This is a genomic window from Pseudomonas sp. CFBP13528 (assembly GCF_005233615.1).
GTDB classification, from domain to species: Bacteria; Pseudomonadota; Gammaproteobacteria; order Pseudomonadales; family Pseudomonadaceae; genus Aquipseudomonas; species Aquipseudomonas fluorescens_AM.
On sequence record NZ_QGAJ01000025.1, the window covers coordinates 22,339 to 38,500 of the forward strand.

General features: G+C 62.3%; 12 protein-coding genes and 1 pseudogene. 3 read left to right on the top strand and 10 right to left on the bottom strand.

Annotated features, from left to right (window positions below):
• Positions 1 to 2: 2 nt before the first annotated feature.
• Entirely contained in the window at positions 3 to 665 is a 663-nt protein-coding gene (locus PspCFBP13528_RS26390; protein ID WP_065951058.1) for an HAD-IA family hydrolase, read from the bottom strand.
• A complete protein-coding gene (rluC, locus tag PspCFBP13528_RS26395; RefSeq protein WP_065951059.1) occupies positions 652 to 1,611 on the bottom strand; it encodes a 23S rRNA pseudouridine(955/2504/2580) synthase RluC in 960 nt (319 codons plus the stop codon). Before rluC ends, PspCFBP13528_RS26390 begins: the two co-directional genes overlap by 14 nt.
• Positions 1,612 to 2,369: 758 nt before the next feature.
• On the opposite strand from rluC, the gene rne reads away from it, so the two are divergent.
• Complete coding sequence (rne, locus tag PspCFBP13528_RS26400) at positions 2,370 to 5,528, top strand: ribonuclease E (protein WP_194149427.1); 3,159 nt, start codon at positions 2,370 to 2,372, stop codon at positions 5,526 to 5,528.
• 151 nt (positions 5,529 to 5,679) lie between these two features.
• Here the strand turns inward: rne and PspCFBP13528_RS26405 are convergent, their stop codons facing one another.
• From PspCFBP13528_RS26405 to PspCFBP13528_RS26415, 3 genes are all read right to left on the bottom strand, one after another.
• Entirely contained in the window at positions 5,680 to 6,270 is a 591-nt protein-coding gene (locus tag PspCFBP13528_RS26405; RefSeq protein WP_137201839.1) for an NTP transferase domain-containing protein, read from the bottom strand.
• Positions 6,267 to 7,253 carry an XdhC family protein gene (locus tag PspCFBP13528_RS26410; RefSeq protein ID WP_065951062.1) on the bottom strand — a complete coding sequence of 329 codons (987 nt, stop codon included), beginning with the start codon at positions 7,251 to 7,253 and terminating at the stop codon, positions 6,267 to 6,269. The genes PspCFBP13528_RS26405 and PspCFBP13528_RS26410 overlap by 4 nt, the downstream gene beginning before the upstream one ends.
• A gap of 140 nt (positions 7,254 to 7,393) precedes the next feature.
• Positions 7,394 to 8,725: a dicarboxylate/amino acid:cation symporter gene (locus tag PspCFBP13528_RS26415; RefSeq protein ID WP_065884792.1), complete on the bottom strand. Its 1,332-nt coding sequence runs from the start codon at positions 8,723 to 8,725 to the stop codon at positions 7,394 to 7,396.
• Positions 8,726 to 9,063: 338 nt separating this feature from the next.
• Here PspCFBP13528_RS26415 and PspCFBP13528_RS26420 point away from each other — a divergent pair.
• Positions 9,064 to 10,061, top strand: a pseudogene (locus tag PspCFBP13528_RS26420) (AraC family transcriptional regulator).
• A 23-nt stretch (positions 10,062 to 10,084) separates the two neighbouring features.
• Here the strand turns inward: PspCFBP13528_RS26420 and PspCFBP13528_RS26425 are convergent.
• Genes PspCFBP13528_RS26425 through PspCFBP13528_RS26435 form a run of 3 tightly spaced genes read right to left on the bottom strand, consistent with a single transcriptional unit; the run spans position 10,085 to position 12,429 of the window.
• Positions 10,085 to 11,431, bottom strand: coding sequence for an ATP-binding protein (locus tag PspCFBP13528_RS26425; RefSeq protein ID WP_065951064.1), 1,347 nt, complete (start codon positions 11,429 to 11,431; stop codon positions 10,085 to 10,087).
• The gene (locus PspCFBP13528_RS26430) at positions 11,428 to 12,105 is read right to left on the bottom strand and encodes a response regulator (RefSeq protein ID WP_010208358.1); all 678 of its coding nucleotides are present in this window, start codon (positions 12,103 to 12,105) and stop codon (positions 11,428 to 11,430) included. Before PspCFBP13528_RS26430 ends, PspCFBP13528_RS26425 begins: the two co-directional genes overlap by 4 nt.
• Positions 12,106 to 12,123: 18 nt before the next feature.
• A complete protein-coding gene (locus tag PspCFBP13528_RS26435) occupies positions 12,124 to 12,429 on the bottom strand; it encodes a hypothetical protein (RefSeq protein WP_065951065.1) in 306 nt (101 codons plus the stop codon).
• Between the two features lie 152 nt (positions 12,430 to 12,581).
• Between PspCFBP13528_RS26435 and PspCFBP13528_RS26440 the strand changes: the two genes are divergently transcribed.
• Positions 12,582 to 13,298, top strand: a complete 717-nt coding sequence (locus tag PspCFBP13528_RS26440) for a 4'-phosphopantetheinyl transferase superfamily protein (protein ID WP_137201840.1) — start codon at positions 12,582 to 12,584, stop codon at positions 13,296 to 13,298.
• An 81-nt stretch (positions 13,299 to 13,379) separates the two neighbouring features.
• Here the strand turns inward: PspCFBP13528_RS26440 and PspCFBP13528_RS26445 are convergent, their stop codons facing one another.
• Both PspCFBP13528_RS26445 and PspCFBP13528_RS26450 read right to left on the bottom strand, forming a co-directional pair.
• The gene (locus PspCFBP13528_RS26445) at positions 13,380 to 14,990 is read right to left on the bottom strand and encodes an ATP-binding protein (protein ID WP_137201841.1); all 1,611 of its coding nucleotides are present in this window, start codon (positions 14,988 to 14,990) and stop codon (positions 13,380 to 13,382) included.
• A complete protein-coding gene (locus PspCFBP13528_RS26450) occupies positions 14,987 to 15,712 on the bottom strand; it encodes a response regulator (RefSeq protein ID WP_065951067.1) in 726 nt (241 codons plus the stop codon). The genes PspCFBP13528_RS26445 and PspCFBP13528_RS26450 overlap by 4 nt, the downstream gene beginning before the upstream one ends.
• Positions 15,713 to 16,162: the final 450 nt, after the last annotated feature.

Sequence of the window (16,162 nt, forward strand, 5' to 3'; positions counted from 1 at the left end):
ACTTATCGGGCCCGGCTGAGCCAGGCCTGCAATTGAGAAAAATGATCGATCGTAATCCTGGGCTCGTATGGCTGCAGGGCGTCCGCAGACTGGGCGCCATAGCTGACCGCCACGCTGTCCATGCCTGCATTGCGCGCCATCATCAGGTCGAAGGACGCATCACCTACCATCAACGCCTGGCGCGGCGATACCCCGCAATGCGCCAGGATCTGCTCCAGCATCAGAGGGTGAGGTTTACTGGCCGTTTCATCCGCCGCACGGGTGATATCGAAATAGTCTTCCCAGCCGTGCGCCTTGAGCACCCGATCCAGCCCGCGACGCGCCTTACCCGTGGCGACGGCCAGGTGATAACCCTCGGCACGAAACGCTTGCAGCGACTGCACCACACCTTCAAACAGCGGCGAAGGCTCGGCCTCCAGCGCAATGTAGTGATCGGCGTAATGCTCGCGGAAAGCGACCAGTTCAGTGTCGGATATCTGCGGATACAGCGTGCGAATCGCCTCAGGCAAGCCCAGGCCGATAATGCCCTTGACCGCCAGGTCGCTGCACAACTCGAAACCCGAGCGGGTCGATGCCATGTGCATCGACTCGACGATGCGGCCAATGGAATTGGCCAGGGTGCCGTCCCAGTCGAAAATCAGCAGCTTGTAATCACGGTGCGACACTCAAACGCTCCACGGTCTTGGCCCACATTTCATCGACCGGCGCCTGCAACTTCAGCTCGCCGCCATCGGGCAGCGGCACGGTCAACATGTAGGCGTGCAGGAACAGGCGTTTGCCGCCCAGGTCGCGAATCTCCCTGGAGAAATCCTCGTCACCATATTTGGTATCACCGGCGATGCAGTGACCGGCATGCAGGGTGTGCACGCGAATCTGGTGGGTACGCCCGGTCACCGGCTTGGCCTCGACCAGGGTGGCGAAGTCGCCGAAGCGGCGCAGCACCTTGAACAGGGTCAGGGCCTCTTTGCCCTCCTCGTCCACTTCCACCATGCGCTCACCGGAGCGCAGGTTGCTCTTCTGCAACGGCGCCCGCACGCTCTTGATCGAACTGGCCCAGTTACCGCGTACCAACGCCATGTAGCGCTTGTCCACGCCGTCGCCGCGCAGGGCAGTGTGCAGGTGGCGCAACATGCTGCGTTTCTTGGCGATCATCAACAGGCCGGAGGTGTCGCGGTCCAGGCGATGGACCAGCTCCAGCTCCTTGGCATCCGGGCGCAACTGCCGGAAGGCTTCGATCACGCCGAACGTCAGGCCGCTGCCGCCGTGAACGGCAATGCCGCAGGGTTTGTTGATCACGATGAGTTTGTTATCTTCGAACACGATCGACGCTTCCAGGCGCTGCAACAGGCCCTGGGCCAGCGGCACCGGCTCGTCGCGCTCAGGCACGCGAACCGGCGGCACACGGACGATATCGCCCGCCTGCAGCTTGTACTCGGGCTTGATCCGGCCCTTGTTCACCCGCACTTCACCTTTACGCAAGATGCGGTAGATCAAGGTCTTGGGCACGCCTTTGAGCCTGGCCAGGAGAAAATTATCGATGCGTTGGCCGGCATATTCCGGCGAGACCTCGAGCAGCTGGACGCTGGGGGTCTGGGGGGCGGTAGTCGTCATGCTGGCGATGATAACAATTTTTTATGGAATTGAAGCACTTAATCATTGCTGCTATAGTCGCGAACGCCGCCAAAAGCGGCCTGGACAGAGGACTTGCGGCAAACTGCCGGCCCTGACCATCGCAATTCATCAGGACGCGAGGCCGTCCTACGGGGCGTTCGCCACCCTGGAAGGCTTGAGATTGTAACAAGCGCAGGTGACATGAGGCCTGAAGCGAGTGCGGTACGCAGGGTGAATACTCGCGTGTTGCGCCGATATTTACGGCCAGTTCACAAAGTGCAGTCAGTCCCGAACCAGACCATGGCGAATGCTTCGGAAACAACGCCTGTTAAGAGCTGAGTGAGAGCGCAGTCGCCCACACCTAGTCTTGTTTAGCCATGAGCGTGGACTCCCCTTTGGAGAACACGGTAAATGCCAACCCGCTGCGGATTCTGCGCGCGGCAGCACCCGAATTATCAGGGATACGTGTAGGGTGGAGATGCACAACCGTCGGACCGTGTAGCACTAGGCTTATATTTAGACGCTTCATCTCGTCCACAGTCGCCGGTTGATTCCTCCTCCTGACCTTAGCTTTTGTTGAAGTGGTGCCTTTGTCACCACCGCTAACAAGCAGGACGCGTCCGTCGCGATACCCGCCCAATTGGCAGGTTTTGCTGGACACTGGAGTGGCCAACCACTCTTGACGCACCTGACACCGACCGTGAGAAGTCGTGTGTGCCGAACGCCGTTTCCGGCAGCCCGGAAACCGACGGTACAACATGAAAAGAATGCTGATTAACGCAACTCAACCCGAAGAGTTGCGTGTTGCACTGGTAGATGGCCAACGCCTCTACGACCTGGATATCGAATCCGGTGCGCGCGAGCAAAAGAAGGCCAACATCTATAAAGGCCGTATTACTCGCATCGAACCAAGCCTTGAGGCTGCCTTTGTCGATTTCGGCTCCGAGCGCCACGGCTTCCTGCCCCTCAAGGAAATCTCCCGCGAATACTTCAAGAAGGCCCCCGAAGGCCGCGTGAACATCAAGGACGTCCTGAGCGAAGGCCAGGAAGTCATTGTCCAGGTCGAAAAAGAAGAACGTGGCAACAAGGGCGCCGCCCTGACCACCTTCATCAGCCTGGCTGGCCGTTACCTGGTGCTGATGCCGAACAACCCGCGTGCCGGCGGCATCTCCCGTCGCATCGAGGGCGAAGAGCGCAACGAACTGCGTGAAGCGCTGAACGGCCTGATCGCACCCGCCGACATGGGCCTGATCGTGCGCACTGCCGGCCTGGGCCGCAGCAGCGAAGAAATGCAGTGGGACCTCGACTACCTGCTGCAACTGTGGACCGCCATCAAAGAAGCTTCGCTGGATCGTTCCGCGCCGTTCCTGATCTACCAGGAAAGCAACGTGATCATCCGCGCCATCCGCGATTACCTGCGCCAGGACATCGGCGAAGTGCTGATCGACAGCGTTGAAGCCCAGGACGAAGCCCTGACCTTCATCCGCCAGGTGATGCCGCAGTACGCCAGCAAGATCAAGCTGTACGAAGACAGCGTTCCGCTGTTCAACCGTTTCCAGATCGAAAGCCAGATCGAGACCGCTTTCCAGCGCGTGGTCGAACTGCCTTCCGGCGGCTCCATCGTGATCGACCCGACCGAAGCCCTGGTGTCCATCGACATCAACTCGGCGCGCGCCACGAAGGGTAGCGACATCGAAGAGACCGCCCTGCAGACCAACCTGGAAGCGGCTGAAGAAATCGCCCGCCAGCTGCGCCTGCGTGATATCGGCGGCCTGATCGTGATCGACTTCATCGACATGACCCCGGCCAAGAACCAGCGCGCCGTGGAAGAGAAAGTCCGCGAATGCCTGGAAGCCGACCGCGCCCGTGTACAAGTGGGCCGTATCTCGCGCTTCGGCCTGCTGGAAATGTCCCGTCAGCGCCTGCGTCCATCCCTGGGCGAAAGCAGCGGCATCGTCTGCCCGCGTTGCAACGGCACCGGCATCATCCGTGACGTTGAGTCGCTGTCCCTGGCGATCCTGCGCCTGATCGAAGAAGAAGCCCTGAAAGACCGCACCGCCGAAGTTCGCGCACAAGTGCCGATTCCGGTTGCCGCGTTCCTGCTCAACGAAAAACGCAACTCGATCACCAAGATCGAACTGCGCACCCGTGCCCGTATCGTCATCCTGCCGAACGATCACCTCGAGACGCCGCACTTCGAAGTGCAACGCCTGCGCGATGACAGCCCGGAAGCCCACAGCGGCCAGTCCAGCTACGAAATCGCCGCTGCCGCCGCCGAAGTGGAAGAAGTCCAGCCGGCCGCCGCGACCCGCACCCTGGTTCGCCAGGAAGCCGCCGTGAAAACCGCCCCGGCCCGCGCCAATGCACCGGTACCGGCCGAAGCTGCTGCTCCGGTGGCCGCGCCGGCCGCCCTGCCTGAGCCAAGCCTGTTCAAGGGCCTGGTGAAGTCGCTGGTCAGCCTGTTCGCTACCAAGGAAGAGCCCGCTGCCCCGGTTGTGGTTGAAAAAACCGCCACCGAACGCCCGGCGCGTAACGAAGAGCGTCGCAACGGTCGTCAGCAGAGCCGCAACCGCAACGGTCGTCGGGACGAAGAGCGCAAGCCGCGCGAAGAACGTGCCCCGCGTGAAGAGCGCGCGCCACGTGAAGAGCGTGCACCTCGCGAAGCCCGTGAAGAAACCCCGACCGTAGCCCGTGAAGAACGCGCACCGCGCGAAGAACGTGCGCGTACTCCACGCGCCCCGCGTGAAGATCGCAAGCCGCGTGGCGAGCGTGAAGAGCGTGTACGTGAACTGCGCGAGCCGTTGGATGCGGCCCCTGCCGTCGCCGCTGCCGCTGCCGCAGCCACCGAAGAACGCCCGGCTCGCCAGCCGCGTGAAGAGCGCGCGCCACGTGAGGAACGTCAACCACGCGCTCCGCGTGAAGAGCGTCAACCACGCGCCGAACAGGCCGCCGCCGCCAGTGAAGAAGAAGTGGTGACCGGCGAAGAGCAACTGCAGGAAGATGGCCAGGACAACGCCGAAGGCGATCGCCCACGCCGCCGCTCCCGTGGTCAGCGTCGTCGCAGCAACCGTCGTGAGCGTCAGCGTGATGCCAACGGCAACGTGATCGAAGGCTCGGAAGAAGTCGGCGAGAACGCAGAAGCGGCCAACCACGAACCGACGGGCGCCGAACTGGCTGCCGGCCTGGCCGTGACCGCTGCCGTTGCCAGCTCGGTCATCAGCGCCCCTGCTGAAGCCCAGGCCCATGAGCAGGCTGAACGCGCTACCGCTGCTGTCGAAGAGACCGCTGCGCTAGAAGCGCCCGTTGCCGAGACGCCAGTGGTTGAAGCACCGGTGGTGGAAGCCACTACCCCAATCGAAACCCCAGTGGTTCCGGAAGTGGAAGTGGCACCGGTTCGCGACGCTCAACCCGTGACCGAAGTGGTTGCCGTTGAAGTCGCTCCGGTCGTCGAGCCTGAGCCAGTGGCGGACGCCGCCGTTGAAGCACCGGCTGTCGAAGAAGCTGCCCCGGCCGTGCGTGAAGTTCGCGAAGAACAGACCGCCTTCCAATGGCCTGCCGAACCTGCTGCTCCGGTTGAAGCGCCTGCTCCTGCCCCGGTGGTAGAAGAGGCGCCGGCTGCGGTTGCTGATGTCGAAGTGGTGGCCGAGCCGACCCCAGAGGTCGAGACTGCCCCCGTGGTTGAGCCCGCTCCAGTCGTTGAGCCCGCACCCGTGGTTGAAGCGCCGGTAGTGGCCGAAGTTGCTGCTCCGGTGGTTGAAGCTGCACCGGCAAGCGCACTGACTGAAAACGGCCGTGCACCGAACGACCCACGTGAAGTGCGTCGTCGCCGCAAGGAAGCCGAGGCTGCCGCTGCCGCTGCCGCGTCGGTAGAGCACAAGGCCCAGGAAGAAGAGCACGAGCCTAAACCCTTCGTCTGATTCCATCAGCCATTAAAAAGCCCCGCCTGAGTGATCAGGCGGGGCTTTTTATTGCAAAAATGTGGGAGGGGGCTTGCCGCCGATGGCGGTGTATCAGCCACAGATATGTTGACTGAACCACCGCTATCGGGGGCAAGCCCCCTCCCACACTTTAATGCGCGCTGAAATTCAACCGTTGTGGCAGATCCACATCCCAGAGAACACCGGCGTCATCCAGCAGCACTTCACTCACCGACACACGCGCGAACAGCAGCTTCGCGCCACGATCGCCTGTCAGCGCCATCAAATCTGCGCCCAACGCCCGGTCAAAGGCCACGGGATGTCCATGCTCGCCCGCATGCACCGGCACGCTGATGCAACCGGCTTGCAGCGCATTGATCACCCGTTCGATGCTGGTGGATCGAATGAACGGCATATCGCCCAATACCACCAGCCAACCGTCCGCCAAACTACTCGCGGCGACTGCAGCAGCAATGCTGTCGCCCATACCAGCCGACTGCAGCAGCAAGACTTTGCAGCCATGCGCCTGCGCCAGCCGAATCACCTCGGTACTGCCCGGCAGCGTGACCACCCAACGTTCCACCACACTGGCCGGCAAATTCACCAGGACCTGCTCGATCACCGGCCGCGTCACGCCGTCCAGCCCTACACAATCGGCGAGCAATTTATCCCGGTCGGCGCCCGCCTCAGCACGAAAGCGACTGCCCTGCCCCGCCGCCAGCACTATCGCCGTCACTGTCACTGGGCAACCGCCGCCAGCGGCTTTTTCTGCACAGGCGCCACGCCGTTCTTGATCGCGACGATTTCCGCCATCAGCGACAGCGCAATTTCCGCCGGTGTATGGCTGCCGATGTGCAAGCCGATGGGCCCATGCAAACGTGCAATCGCTTCTGCCGACAACCCCAACGCCGCCAGGTTTTCCCGTCGCTTCTGCGTGTTGACCCGCGAACCGAGGGCGCCAATATAGAACGCGCTGGAATTCAACGCCGTGAGCAACGCCATGTCATCCAGGCGCGGATCATGGGTGAGACAGACAATCGCCGTGCGTTCGTCGGTCTGGATATTCAGCACCGCTTCATCGGGCATGCCCGGCACGAAGCGACCGTGGTGTTCCTCCCAGCCATAGACAAACTCTTCACGCGGGTCGCAGATCAGCACTTCAAAGTCGAGCAGGCGCGCCATTTCCGCGACATAGCGCGACAGTTGTCCGGCGCCGATCAACAGCAGGCGCCAGCGCGGCCCATAGATGGCGCGCAGGCACTGGTCGTCAAAGGTCACCACATCGGTCTTGCTCGCGGCACTGAGGGTCACGTTGCCAGTGGCCAGGTCCAGCTCCCGCGCAACAATCTGATGATCCTCACAGCGCGCCAGCAATTGCGCGACCCACTCCCAGTCGTCCACCCGCTCTTCGGTCAGGCGCAGGGTGCCGCCGCAGGGCAGGCCAAAGCGCGCCGCCTCATCGCGGGTGACACCGTAGGTGACCAACTGCACGGGCGGGCCATCATCGGGCAAACGGCCATCCTGCAGGCGCGCGATCAAGTCATCCTCGATACAGCCGCCGGACACCGAGCCGATCACCACCCCGTCGCCGCGCAGGGCCAACATCGCCCCCGGTGGGCGCGGCGCGCTGCCCCAGGTCTGCACCACGCTGTACAACACCACGCGTTGCCCGGCGCGGCGCCATTCCAGCACGCTGCGCAAGACGTTCAGATCCACACTGTCCACAAAACCTCCCGCAAGCGTTTCAACCGGTTCATTTACTGTAAAACAAAAGCCACTGCCGTGACGCGCCAGAAACGCAAACGCCCCGAACCAGTCGGGGCGTTTGTGTGTTGCTGTCGGCGTTAGTTCACGCCATCTGCAGCTTACTTGACCACAGGTGCAGGGCCTTCGGCCACGCCCAGGTCGTCGATTTCGCGGGTTTCGGAGATACCGGTACCGCCGGATGCCAGTTCGCTTTGCAGCTTGTCGGTGTCCAGTTCCTTGACCCACTTGGCCACAACGATGGTGGCAACGGCGTTACCCACCAGGTTGGTCAGCGCGCGGGCTTCGGACATGAAGCGATCGATACCCAGGATCAGCGCCAGGCCGGCAACCGGCAGGTGGCCGACAGCCGACAGGGTCGCAGCCAGTACGATGAAACCACTGCCCGTCACACCCGCGGCACCTTTGGAGGACAGCAGCAGCACCAGCAGCAGGGTGATCTGGTGGGTGATGTCCATGTGGGTGTCGGTCGCCTGGGCGATGAACACGGCGGCCATGGTCAGGTAGATCGACGTACCGTCAAGGTTGAACGAGTAACCGGTCGGGATGACCAGGCCAACCACGGATTTCTTCGCGCCCAGACGCTCCATCTTGATCAGCATGCGCGGCAGTGCGGATTCCGAAGACGAAGTCCCCAGCACGATCAGCAGCTCTTCGCGGATATAACGAATCAGCTTCAACACGCTGAAGCCGTGGGCGCGGCAGATGGCGCCCAGCACCACCACCACGAACAGGACGCAGGTGATGTAGAAGCAGATCATCAACTGGCCCAACTGCACCAGGGATCCTACGCCGTAGGCACCGATGGTGAACGCCATGGCGCCCAGGGCACCGATGGGCGCCAGCTTCATGATCATGTTGATGATGTTGAACATCACGTGGGCGAAACGATCGATGAAGTCCAGCACCGGCTTGCCGTAGGCACCCAGGCGGTGCAGGGCGAAACCGAAGATCACCGAGAACATCAGCACTTGCAGGATGTCGCCGTTGGCGAAGGCGCCGACGATGGTGTTGGGGATGACATTGAGGATAAAGCCGACGATGCTCTGGTCTTTACCGGCGGTCACGTAGGCAGCGACTTTGGAAGCGTCCAGGGTTGCCACGTCGATGTGCATGCCGGCACCCGGCTGCACGACGTTGACCACGATCAGGCCGATCAGCAACGCAATGGTGGAAACGACTTCGAAGTACAGCAGCGCGTAGCCACCGGTTTTACCGACCGATTTCATGCTTTGCATGCCAGCGATGCCGCTGACCACGGTGCAGAAGATGATCGGGGCGATGACCATTTTGATCAGCTTGATAAAGCCGTCACCCAGTGGCTTGAGGGCCACGCCGGTCTGCGGGTAAAAGTGACCGAGCAAAATACCGATAACGATTGCAACGATCACCTGGAAATACAGGGATTTGTAGATTGGCTGACGAGTCGTCATTGCAAAGTTCCTCAATCGCACCGTGTGGCAAATATCCGCCATTGCCCACGACACTTGAATTGCGAACCCTCCTGCACTGGAGGGATTTGTTGTTGGCGAGGACTGTAGGAACAATCCCGCGCTTTGATCCTTATCGCAAACGCCGTGCCACTTTGCTTAAACCCGGTGAAAGCCTCTGTACATCAGGGCTTCAGGCTCGCCAACGCCTGGCGGGCGTGTAACAAGGTGGCGGATTTCCGCCGACCAACCCCGTCTCGTCCTACAATTTGGCGGATATCCGCCTTGTGACCCCTCCAGGTGATGGCTACCATCGGCCCTTCCACGGACGAGGCCCTGTCATGCGTGAACGCACCATCGCCAGCCACTTCGCCCGCGCGGCCCTGGGCGGCGCACGTCGGGCCGGTTTCGACTACTCGGCCTGTTGCAGCAGGTGGGTATCACCCCCGAACAGCTGAGCGAATCGCGTGCGCGTATCGCTCCGGAGCAATTTACCCGGTTGCTGCAAATGCTCTGGCTGGCGCTGGATGATGAATACCTGGGTTTCGCCCAGGCGCCGAGCAAGCGCGGCACCTTCGCCATGATGTGTCATGCGCTGATTCATTGCCGCACGCTGGAGAAGGCGCTGGAACGCGGCCTGTTATTTTATAGCCTGTTCCCCCACGGCCCGCGCTGGCAGCTGACACGCGAAGGCGACAGCGCTCGCTTGAGCCTGGACGACTCGCCACTGTGGGACCCGGACCACTTTCTCAGTGAATGCCTGCTGGTGATCTGGCATCGTCTGGGCAGTTGGTTGATCGGCCAGCGTATTCGGCTGCATCAGGTCACCTTCAGTTATGCGATGCCGGCCCACGCCGGTGAATACGACCTGCTGTTTCCTTGCCCGCAGGTATTCGGCGCGCCCAACAGCAGCCTGGTGTTTCCCAGCCGATACCTGAACCTGCCGCTGCTGCAGGATGAACGCACCCTCAAGCACTTTCTACAGCGCTCCCCCGCCGACTTGTTGTCTCGACCCGATGAGGGCGACAGCCTGAGCAGCCAACTGCGCCGCTTGCTGAGCCGCGACCGCACGCCCTGGCCGGACCTGGAAGCGATCGCCCAGCACTTGCATATCAGCCCGCAGACCCTGCGCCGGCATTTGCGTGAAGAAGGCAGCAGCTTTCAGGCATTGAAGGATGAGTTACGCCGCGATATCGCCATCTACCACTTGGGGCGAGCGGACTTGTCTTTGCAGGAAATTGCAGAACAGTTGGGGTTCTCGGAGCCGTCAGCGTTTCATCGGGCGTTCAAGAAGTGGACCGGGTTGACGCCGGGGGCGTATCGCGCGCAGGAGGGCTGAAGGCGGGTAGCCTGCCTGCCCCCTCACAAGGCGGGAAAGTGAATCCTGAACGCCGCGCCACCCAGCGCCGAATCACCCAGGGTCAACCGCGCGTGATAGCTTTCGATGATGTCCTTGACCACCGCCAACCCGATGCCCTGCCCCGGGTGCTGGCGATCAAGCCGTTCGCCGCGCTGCAGGATCCGTGCGCGCTGGTCCGGTGGCACACCGGGGCCATCGTCTTCGATGCACAGCTCACTGCCGTCCGGGTGTTCCACGAGGCTGATACGTACCTGCTTCACGCATAGGCGGTAGGCGTTTTCCAGCAGGTTGCCGAGCATCTCGAGCAGGGCGCCTTTCTCGATGGGTACGTCGCACGCGTCCGGCAGGTCGAGGGACACGGTGACGCGCTTGTCCCGGTAAACCTTGTCCAACGTGTCGCACAGGCTTTGCAGCACCGGTTCCAGGCGTACCTGGTGGCGGACCAGGCCGCTCTTGCGCAGGCTGGCGCGCTGCAATTGATAGCCGATCTGCTGGCTCATGCGCTCGATCTGCGACTGCAGCACCCAGGCCTGGCTGCGTTCCTCGGGGCGCTGGGCCATGTCTTCGCTCACCCCCTGCAATACCGCCAGCGGGGTTTTCAGGCTATGGGCCAAGTCATCCAGGGAGTCGCGGTAGCGCGTGCGCTGCTCACGCTCGCTGTGCAGCAAACGGTTGAGGGAACCGGTGAGGCGCAGCAATTCCCGGGGGTGCTCTTCGCTGAGGCTTTCGCGGGTGCCGCCTTCGATCTGGTCCAGCTCCTGGCTCAGGCGCCGCAGGGCCTGCAGGCCCCAGGTCAGGCCGAGCCAGAGCAGCGTCAACAGCACCAGCAATGCCGCGCCGAACCCCAGGTAGAGATTCTCGCGCAGGCCTTCGAGGGTCAGTTGGTACTCGCGCACCGGTTGCAAGGCGACGATGCTGAAAGCCGCGCTCTTGCCGCCCAGCAGCCGGACCTCGACGTCATAGACGAAGAACTCCTGGCCGTTGGCCTCACGAATACGCGCGAATTCGTTGCCGCGCCCATCGTAGCGCGGCTTGTAATTGATGTTTTCTTCCTGGGTCGCCCGCGAACGCCACACCAGATGGCCTTCACGGTCGTAGATATAGCCGAGCAGGCGACTGTCGGTCAGGTTGAAACGCTCATCGGGCAACTGCGCCGGCATCAACAGCCGGTTATTTTCCACGCGGGCCGCCGAGATCAGGGTGGTGACATCCGACGCCAGGCGCTGCTCGATGGAATCCTGCAGCGCCAGGCTGAAGGCACCTTGCATGGCGGGCAACAAGCCCAGCATGAACAGCACCGCCAGGGTGGCGGCGGCCAGCATCAGGCGCACACGGAGCGAGCGAATCAACGGCAGCGCTCATTGAACAGGTAGCCCAGGCCACGCACGGTGTCGATCGGCTTGAACCCGGCCGGGCCTTCCAACTTGCGGCGCAGCCGGCCAACCAGCACTTCGATGACGTTGGGGTCGCGCTCGTCATCATCGGGATAGAGCTGCTCCATCAAACGGTCCTTGGCCACCACCTGTTGATGATGGCGCATCAGGTACTCAAGGATGCGGTACTCATAGGCGGTCAGCGCCAGCGGTTGTTCGTCCAGCGAGGCTTGCTTGCGATTGAGGTCCAGCAGCAGGGGCCCGGCGACGATGGTGGACTGGGTGAAACCGCTGGAGCGGCGCAGCAAGGCGTTCATCCGCGCCTCCAGCTCTTCGAACTGGAACGGTTTGACCACATAGTCGTCGGCACCGGCAGCCAGGCCTTCGACTTTGTCCTGCCAGTTGCCGCGGGCGGTCAGGATCAGGATCGGAAAGGTCTTGGCCTGGGTGCGCAGCTGCCGGATCAGGTCCAGGCCGCCCATGCCGGGCAGACCCAGGTCGATGATCGCCAGGTCATGGTTGAATTGGCCGGTCTGGTACAGGGCTTCCTCGGCATTGGCCACGGCTTCGACGACGTGGCCGCTGTCGGTCAGGCGGGTAAACAGGTGATGACGCAACAGCGCCTCATCTTCCACCACCAGCAATTTCATAAGGCTCTCCAAGGCAATTCAACAGTCCGAGCGAGGGATATCATAGCGGCCCTGCAGGTCTTGCGGGCGCAGTTTAATGCCATTGTATTGGCCTGACAGAGGCGCATAACCGGTGCGGTAACCCGGCTGAGGCGCTGTGACCAGTGACTGGCCCCACGGTGCGGCCTGAACGCTCATCTCTTCGAAGCTGACACGATGGATCAGGTTGCCGTCTTTTTTGCTTTTCTCTCGGCCAAAAGCGGCAAACGTGCTATCGCTGGCTTGCACACCGGCGGTGGCACTGAGCATGGTCAACGCCAGCAGCAGTTTCTTGATCGCAGTCATGGTGGTTACCTCTTACGCGTTCAGGCTGTGGTGTCCACACTACGCAAGCGCCCCTGAACTCCCCCTGAACAGGCTCTGAACCCGGCCTGAACCGCAATGAGTCATGCACTACGGACTATGCACTGACGCGCCAACTCGGCAAAATGTCGCGCATGACGCCCCTACCCGCCTGTTGTACCCCACTCGATGCCCATTGGCCGCTGCCTGTTCCCTTGCCGGGCACAGTGTTTTTGAGCACGCGATTCGACCCGGCCTTATTGAACGCCAGCGACTTCCAACGCAGCGCCGTGCCGCCGCCGGCGAGCATCCAGCGCTCGGTGGCCAAGCGCCAGGCGGAATTCCTCGCCGGCCGCCTGTGCGCCCGCGAAGCGCTGCAGCGACTCGATAACCTCGACTGCGTCCCGGCCATTGGCGAAGACCGCGCGCCGATTTGGCCAGGGCATATCAGTGGCTCCATTACCCACAGCACCGGGCACGCCGCGGCGATCGTCGCGCACAAGGCGCAGTGGCGCGGCCTGGGAATGGACCTGGAGAACCTGTTGACGCTGGAACGGGCGGAACGCCTGGCGGGCGAGATCCTTACGCCCGATGAAGTGCAACGAATGGCCAGCCTGCCGCGCGAGCAGGCCGCCCTGCTGGTGACGCTGACGTTTTCGGTCAAGGAGAGTCTGTTCAAGGCGCTCTACCCGCTCGTGCACCAGCGCTTCTATTTCGAGCATGCCGAGGTGGTGGAGTGGTCGCAGGCTGGGCATGTGCGGCTGCGGTTGCTCACGGACCTGTCCAGTGAGTGGTGCCATGGCAAGGAATTGGAGGGGCAATTTGGGGTGGAGGGGGAGCAGTTGTTGAGTCTGGTGGCGGTTGGCGCCTGATAGAGTGCCATCGGGGGCAAGCCCCCTCCCACATTTGGACTGCATTCCCCTGTGGGAGGGGGCTTGCTCCCGATAGCGGTGTCAGGGTTTTCCCTGTTCTCTGGGCCAACTCAGGCTGAAACACGCCCCGCCCAGGTTGTTGCTCTTGCTGATCAACGCCCGCCCGCCATGCCAATAGATAATCCGCCGCACGATCGACAAGCCCAGGCCGTGCCCGCCCGAGGCGCGGGTGCGGCTGTCGTCCAGGCGCAGGAACGGGGTAAACACCCGTTCCCAGGCACTTTCCGGTACGCCGGGACCATCGTCTTCCACGTCGATACGGCACCGCACCTGCCCTACCTGATAACTGATCAGTACCTGGCCCCTGGCGTGGCGCATGGCATTACTGACCAGGTTCTGCAGCGCGCGATGCAGGTAGCGGGGTTCAGCATCGACCCAGGCGTCCGCCCGATGCGCCGGTGACGGACAAATCCCCCGGGTGACGCTGACCTGCGGGCGCAGTGGCGACAATTCGCCGATCACCTGGTCGAGCAACGCATCGAGGTCGACGCGCTGGAAGTCCAACGCCGGCGCGCCCTGCTCCAGGCGCGCGTAGGTGAGCATCTCATCGACCAGGCCATCGAGGTCCTGGATATCGCCGTCCATGCCCTCCAGGTATTTGCGCCGGGCCTCGGGGGTGGTGGCGTCGCCCAGCATCTCCAGGCCGAAGCGCAGGCGCGCCACCGGCGTGCGTAGCTCATGAGAGACGGCGCGTACCAGCTCACGCTGAATCGCCAGCAATTGCTGCAAGTGCTCGGCCATGCCGTTGAACGCCGCCGCCAACCGCCCCACCGAATCGACGCCTCGCGCCGGTACGCGAACCTCCAGGTTGCCCTTGGCGATACGCGTCGCCGCTGCCTCCAGCCCCTTGAGCCGGCGCTCGAGCTGGCGCACCAACAGGTAGACGATCAGACCGATCAGGGTCAGGCCGATCAACGTAATCAGGATCAACCATTGCGCCGGGTACGGGTTCATTTGATACAGCGGGCCGATCTCCAGCACCCACGGCGTGCCGACCATGCCGGCAAACACACGGATCGAATCACCGCCTTTGCCCAGGGCCATCACCGTATCGCCTTCGGCCACGCGACGGCGCTGGTCGTCGTCCATATCGGCCTGGTCGAGGGTCATCAGGTGCATCTCGAAACCAAAACCTTTTGCCTGCTTGAGGTCGGCCAAACGTTGCGGCTGCTCGGCCACCGGAAACCGCACCAGTTCGTCGGCCAGCAGGTAAATAGTAGCGCGGGCCAATTGCTCGCTGATCTGCTGCACTTCGCCGGTGAGCACCCATTGCTCCTGTTCACTGACCAGCCGTAATACCCGCGCAGCATGGGGCCCCGTCTGCTCCACCAGGACCTGGCCACGTTGCAGGCGCTTGCGCTGGCGCATGTCCAGCTGTGCGTCAGTGAAGGTGCGCAACTGCAGCGGAATGCCCAGCAATCGCTCCCACACGGCCAATGCGCGCTGGCGCTCGATGGCGCTCATGGGCTGCAGATTGTCGCCCATCAGCGCGAAAGTGCCATGGGCCAGGCGCTCGCGGTATTGGTCGCTGCGCACATCGTTGAGCAAGTGCAGGGCCAGCACACCCAGCAGCGCGACCAGGATCAGCGCGGCGCACATGCCGCCGTAGATGCGCAGGAAGATCGAGTTCACAGTGGCATGTCGGCAGCAGCTTCGGGCACGAACAGGTAGCCTTTGCTGCGGATGGTCTTGATCAGGCGTGGGTGGATCGGGTCATCGCCGATCTTGGGGCGAATACGTGAAATGCGCACATCAATCGAACGGTCCTGGCCGTCGTAACCGACGCCGCGCAGGGCGATGAAAATTTCTTCGCGCGAAAGAATGCGCCCGGCATTGGCCACCAACAGCCACAGCAGGTCGAACTCGGCACTGGTCAGTTCGATGCCACCTTGGTGCAGCCAGGCCTCGCGCAAGGCATTGTCCACCACCAGCGGGCCGAATTGCAGGCGCCTCTGGTGCTCCACCGCAACCGCTGGCGCCGGTTCGCTGCGCCGCAGCAGGGCCTGGATACGTGCCAGCAACAGGCGCGGACGCACGGGTTTGCACACGTAGTCATCGGCGCCCATGTCCAGGCCCTGCACCTGGTCCATGTCGTCGGTGCGCGCAGTGAGCATCAGGATGACGCCGTCATAGCGCTGGCGCACCTTGCGACAGATGCTCAGGCCGTCTTCGCCGGGCAGCATCAGGTCGAGGATCACCAGGTCAGGCTGCTCGGCGATAATGCGCGCGGCCGCCACGGCACCGTCGTTCTCCACCGACACCCGCAGGCCGTTGCTCTCCAGGTATTCGCGGGTCAGCTCGGCCAGGCGTTGGTCATCCTCGACGATCAATATCTGCCAGGGGTCCTGTGCCATGGGGTGTCCTCATTGTTATAGGAAATTCTTCTGGCCGATACGGTCCAGGCACAGCCTGTTTGTCATGTGTTGCAGGCATAACGAGGGTCGATTGTAGCCACGGGCCAACCCATAAGCACAAGCCGGGAAATCCATTCGGCCATGGCGTTTTTTTGTGATAGGGTTCGCGCCCTTCGAAAACCGCCACCTTGTTTTGGGCTCGAAACATTTAATGACAAACGGCGCAATCCAGTAGTAATGCGGCCTACACGCCCCTTCAACCTTTCTTACACATTTTACTCACAGTGTTATCCACAGGTTAGTGCGTTGCTAACACCCGTAAAACGCATTATCTTGTACCTCGGCACTTCAAGAGACCCTACATGTAGGGTTTTAGCGAAAAGCGTCCAACCACATAAGCGGCTCGAAATTCAAGCGTTTTATTGCTGGCGCAGCGTGGAACCAACCGAT

What these genes read in the sequence shown, in the direction of transcription:
- rluC (WP_065951059.1), bottom strand. Translation starts at nt 1,611, where the DNA reads ATGACGACTACCGCCCCCCAGACCCCCAGCGTCCAGCTGCTCGAGGTC.
- rne (WP_194149427.1), top strand. Translation starts at nt 2,370, where the DNA reads ATGAAAAGAATGCTGATTAACGCAACTCAACCCGAAGAGTTGCGTGTT.
- PspCFBP13528_RS26415 (WP_065884792.1), bottom strand. Translation starts at nt 8,725, where the DNA reads ATGACGACTCGTCAGCCAATCTACAAATCCCTGTATTTCCAGGTGATC.
- PspCFBP13528_RS26430 (WP_010208358.1), bottom strand. Translation starts at nt 12,105, where the DNA reads ATGAAATTGCTGGTGGTGGAAGATGAGGCGCTGTTGCGTCATCACCTG.
- PspCFBP13528_RS26435 (WP_065951065.1), bottom strand. Translation starts at nt 12,429, where the DNA reads ATGACTGCGATCAAGAAACTGCTGCTGGCGTTGACCATGCTCAGTGCC.
- PspCFBP13528_RS26440 (WP_137201840.1), top strand. Translation starts at nt 12,582, where the DNA reads ATGACGCCCCTACCCGCCTGTTGTACCCCACTCGATGCCCATTGGCCG.
- PspCFBP13528_RS26450 (WP_065951067.1), bottom strand. Translation starts at nt 15,712, where the DNA reads ATGGCACAGGACCCCTGGCAGATATTGATCGTCGAGGATGACCAACGC.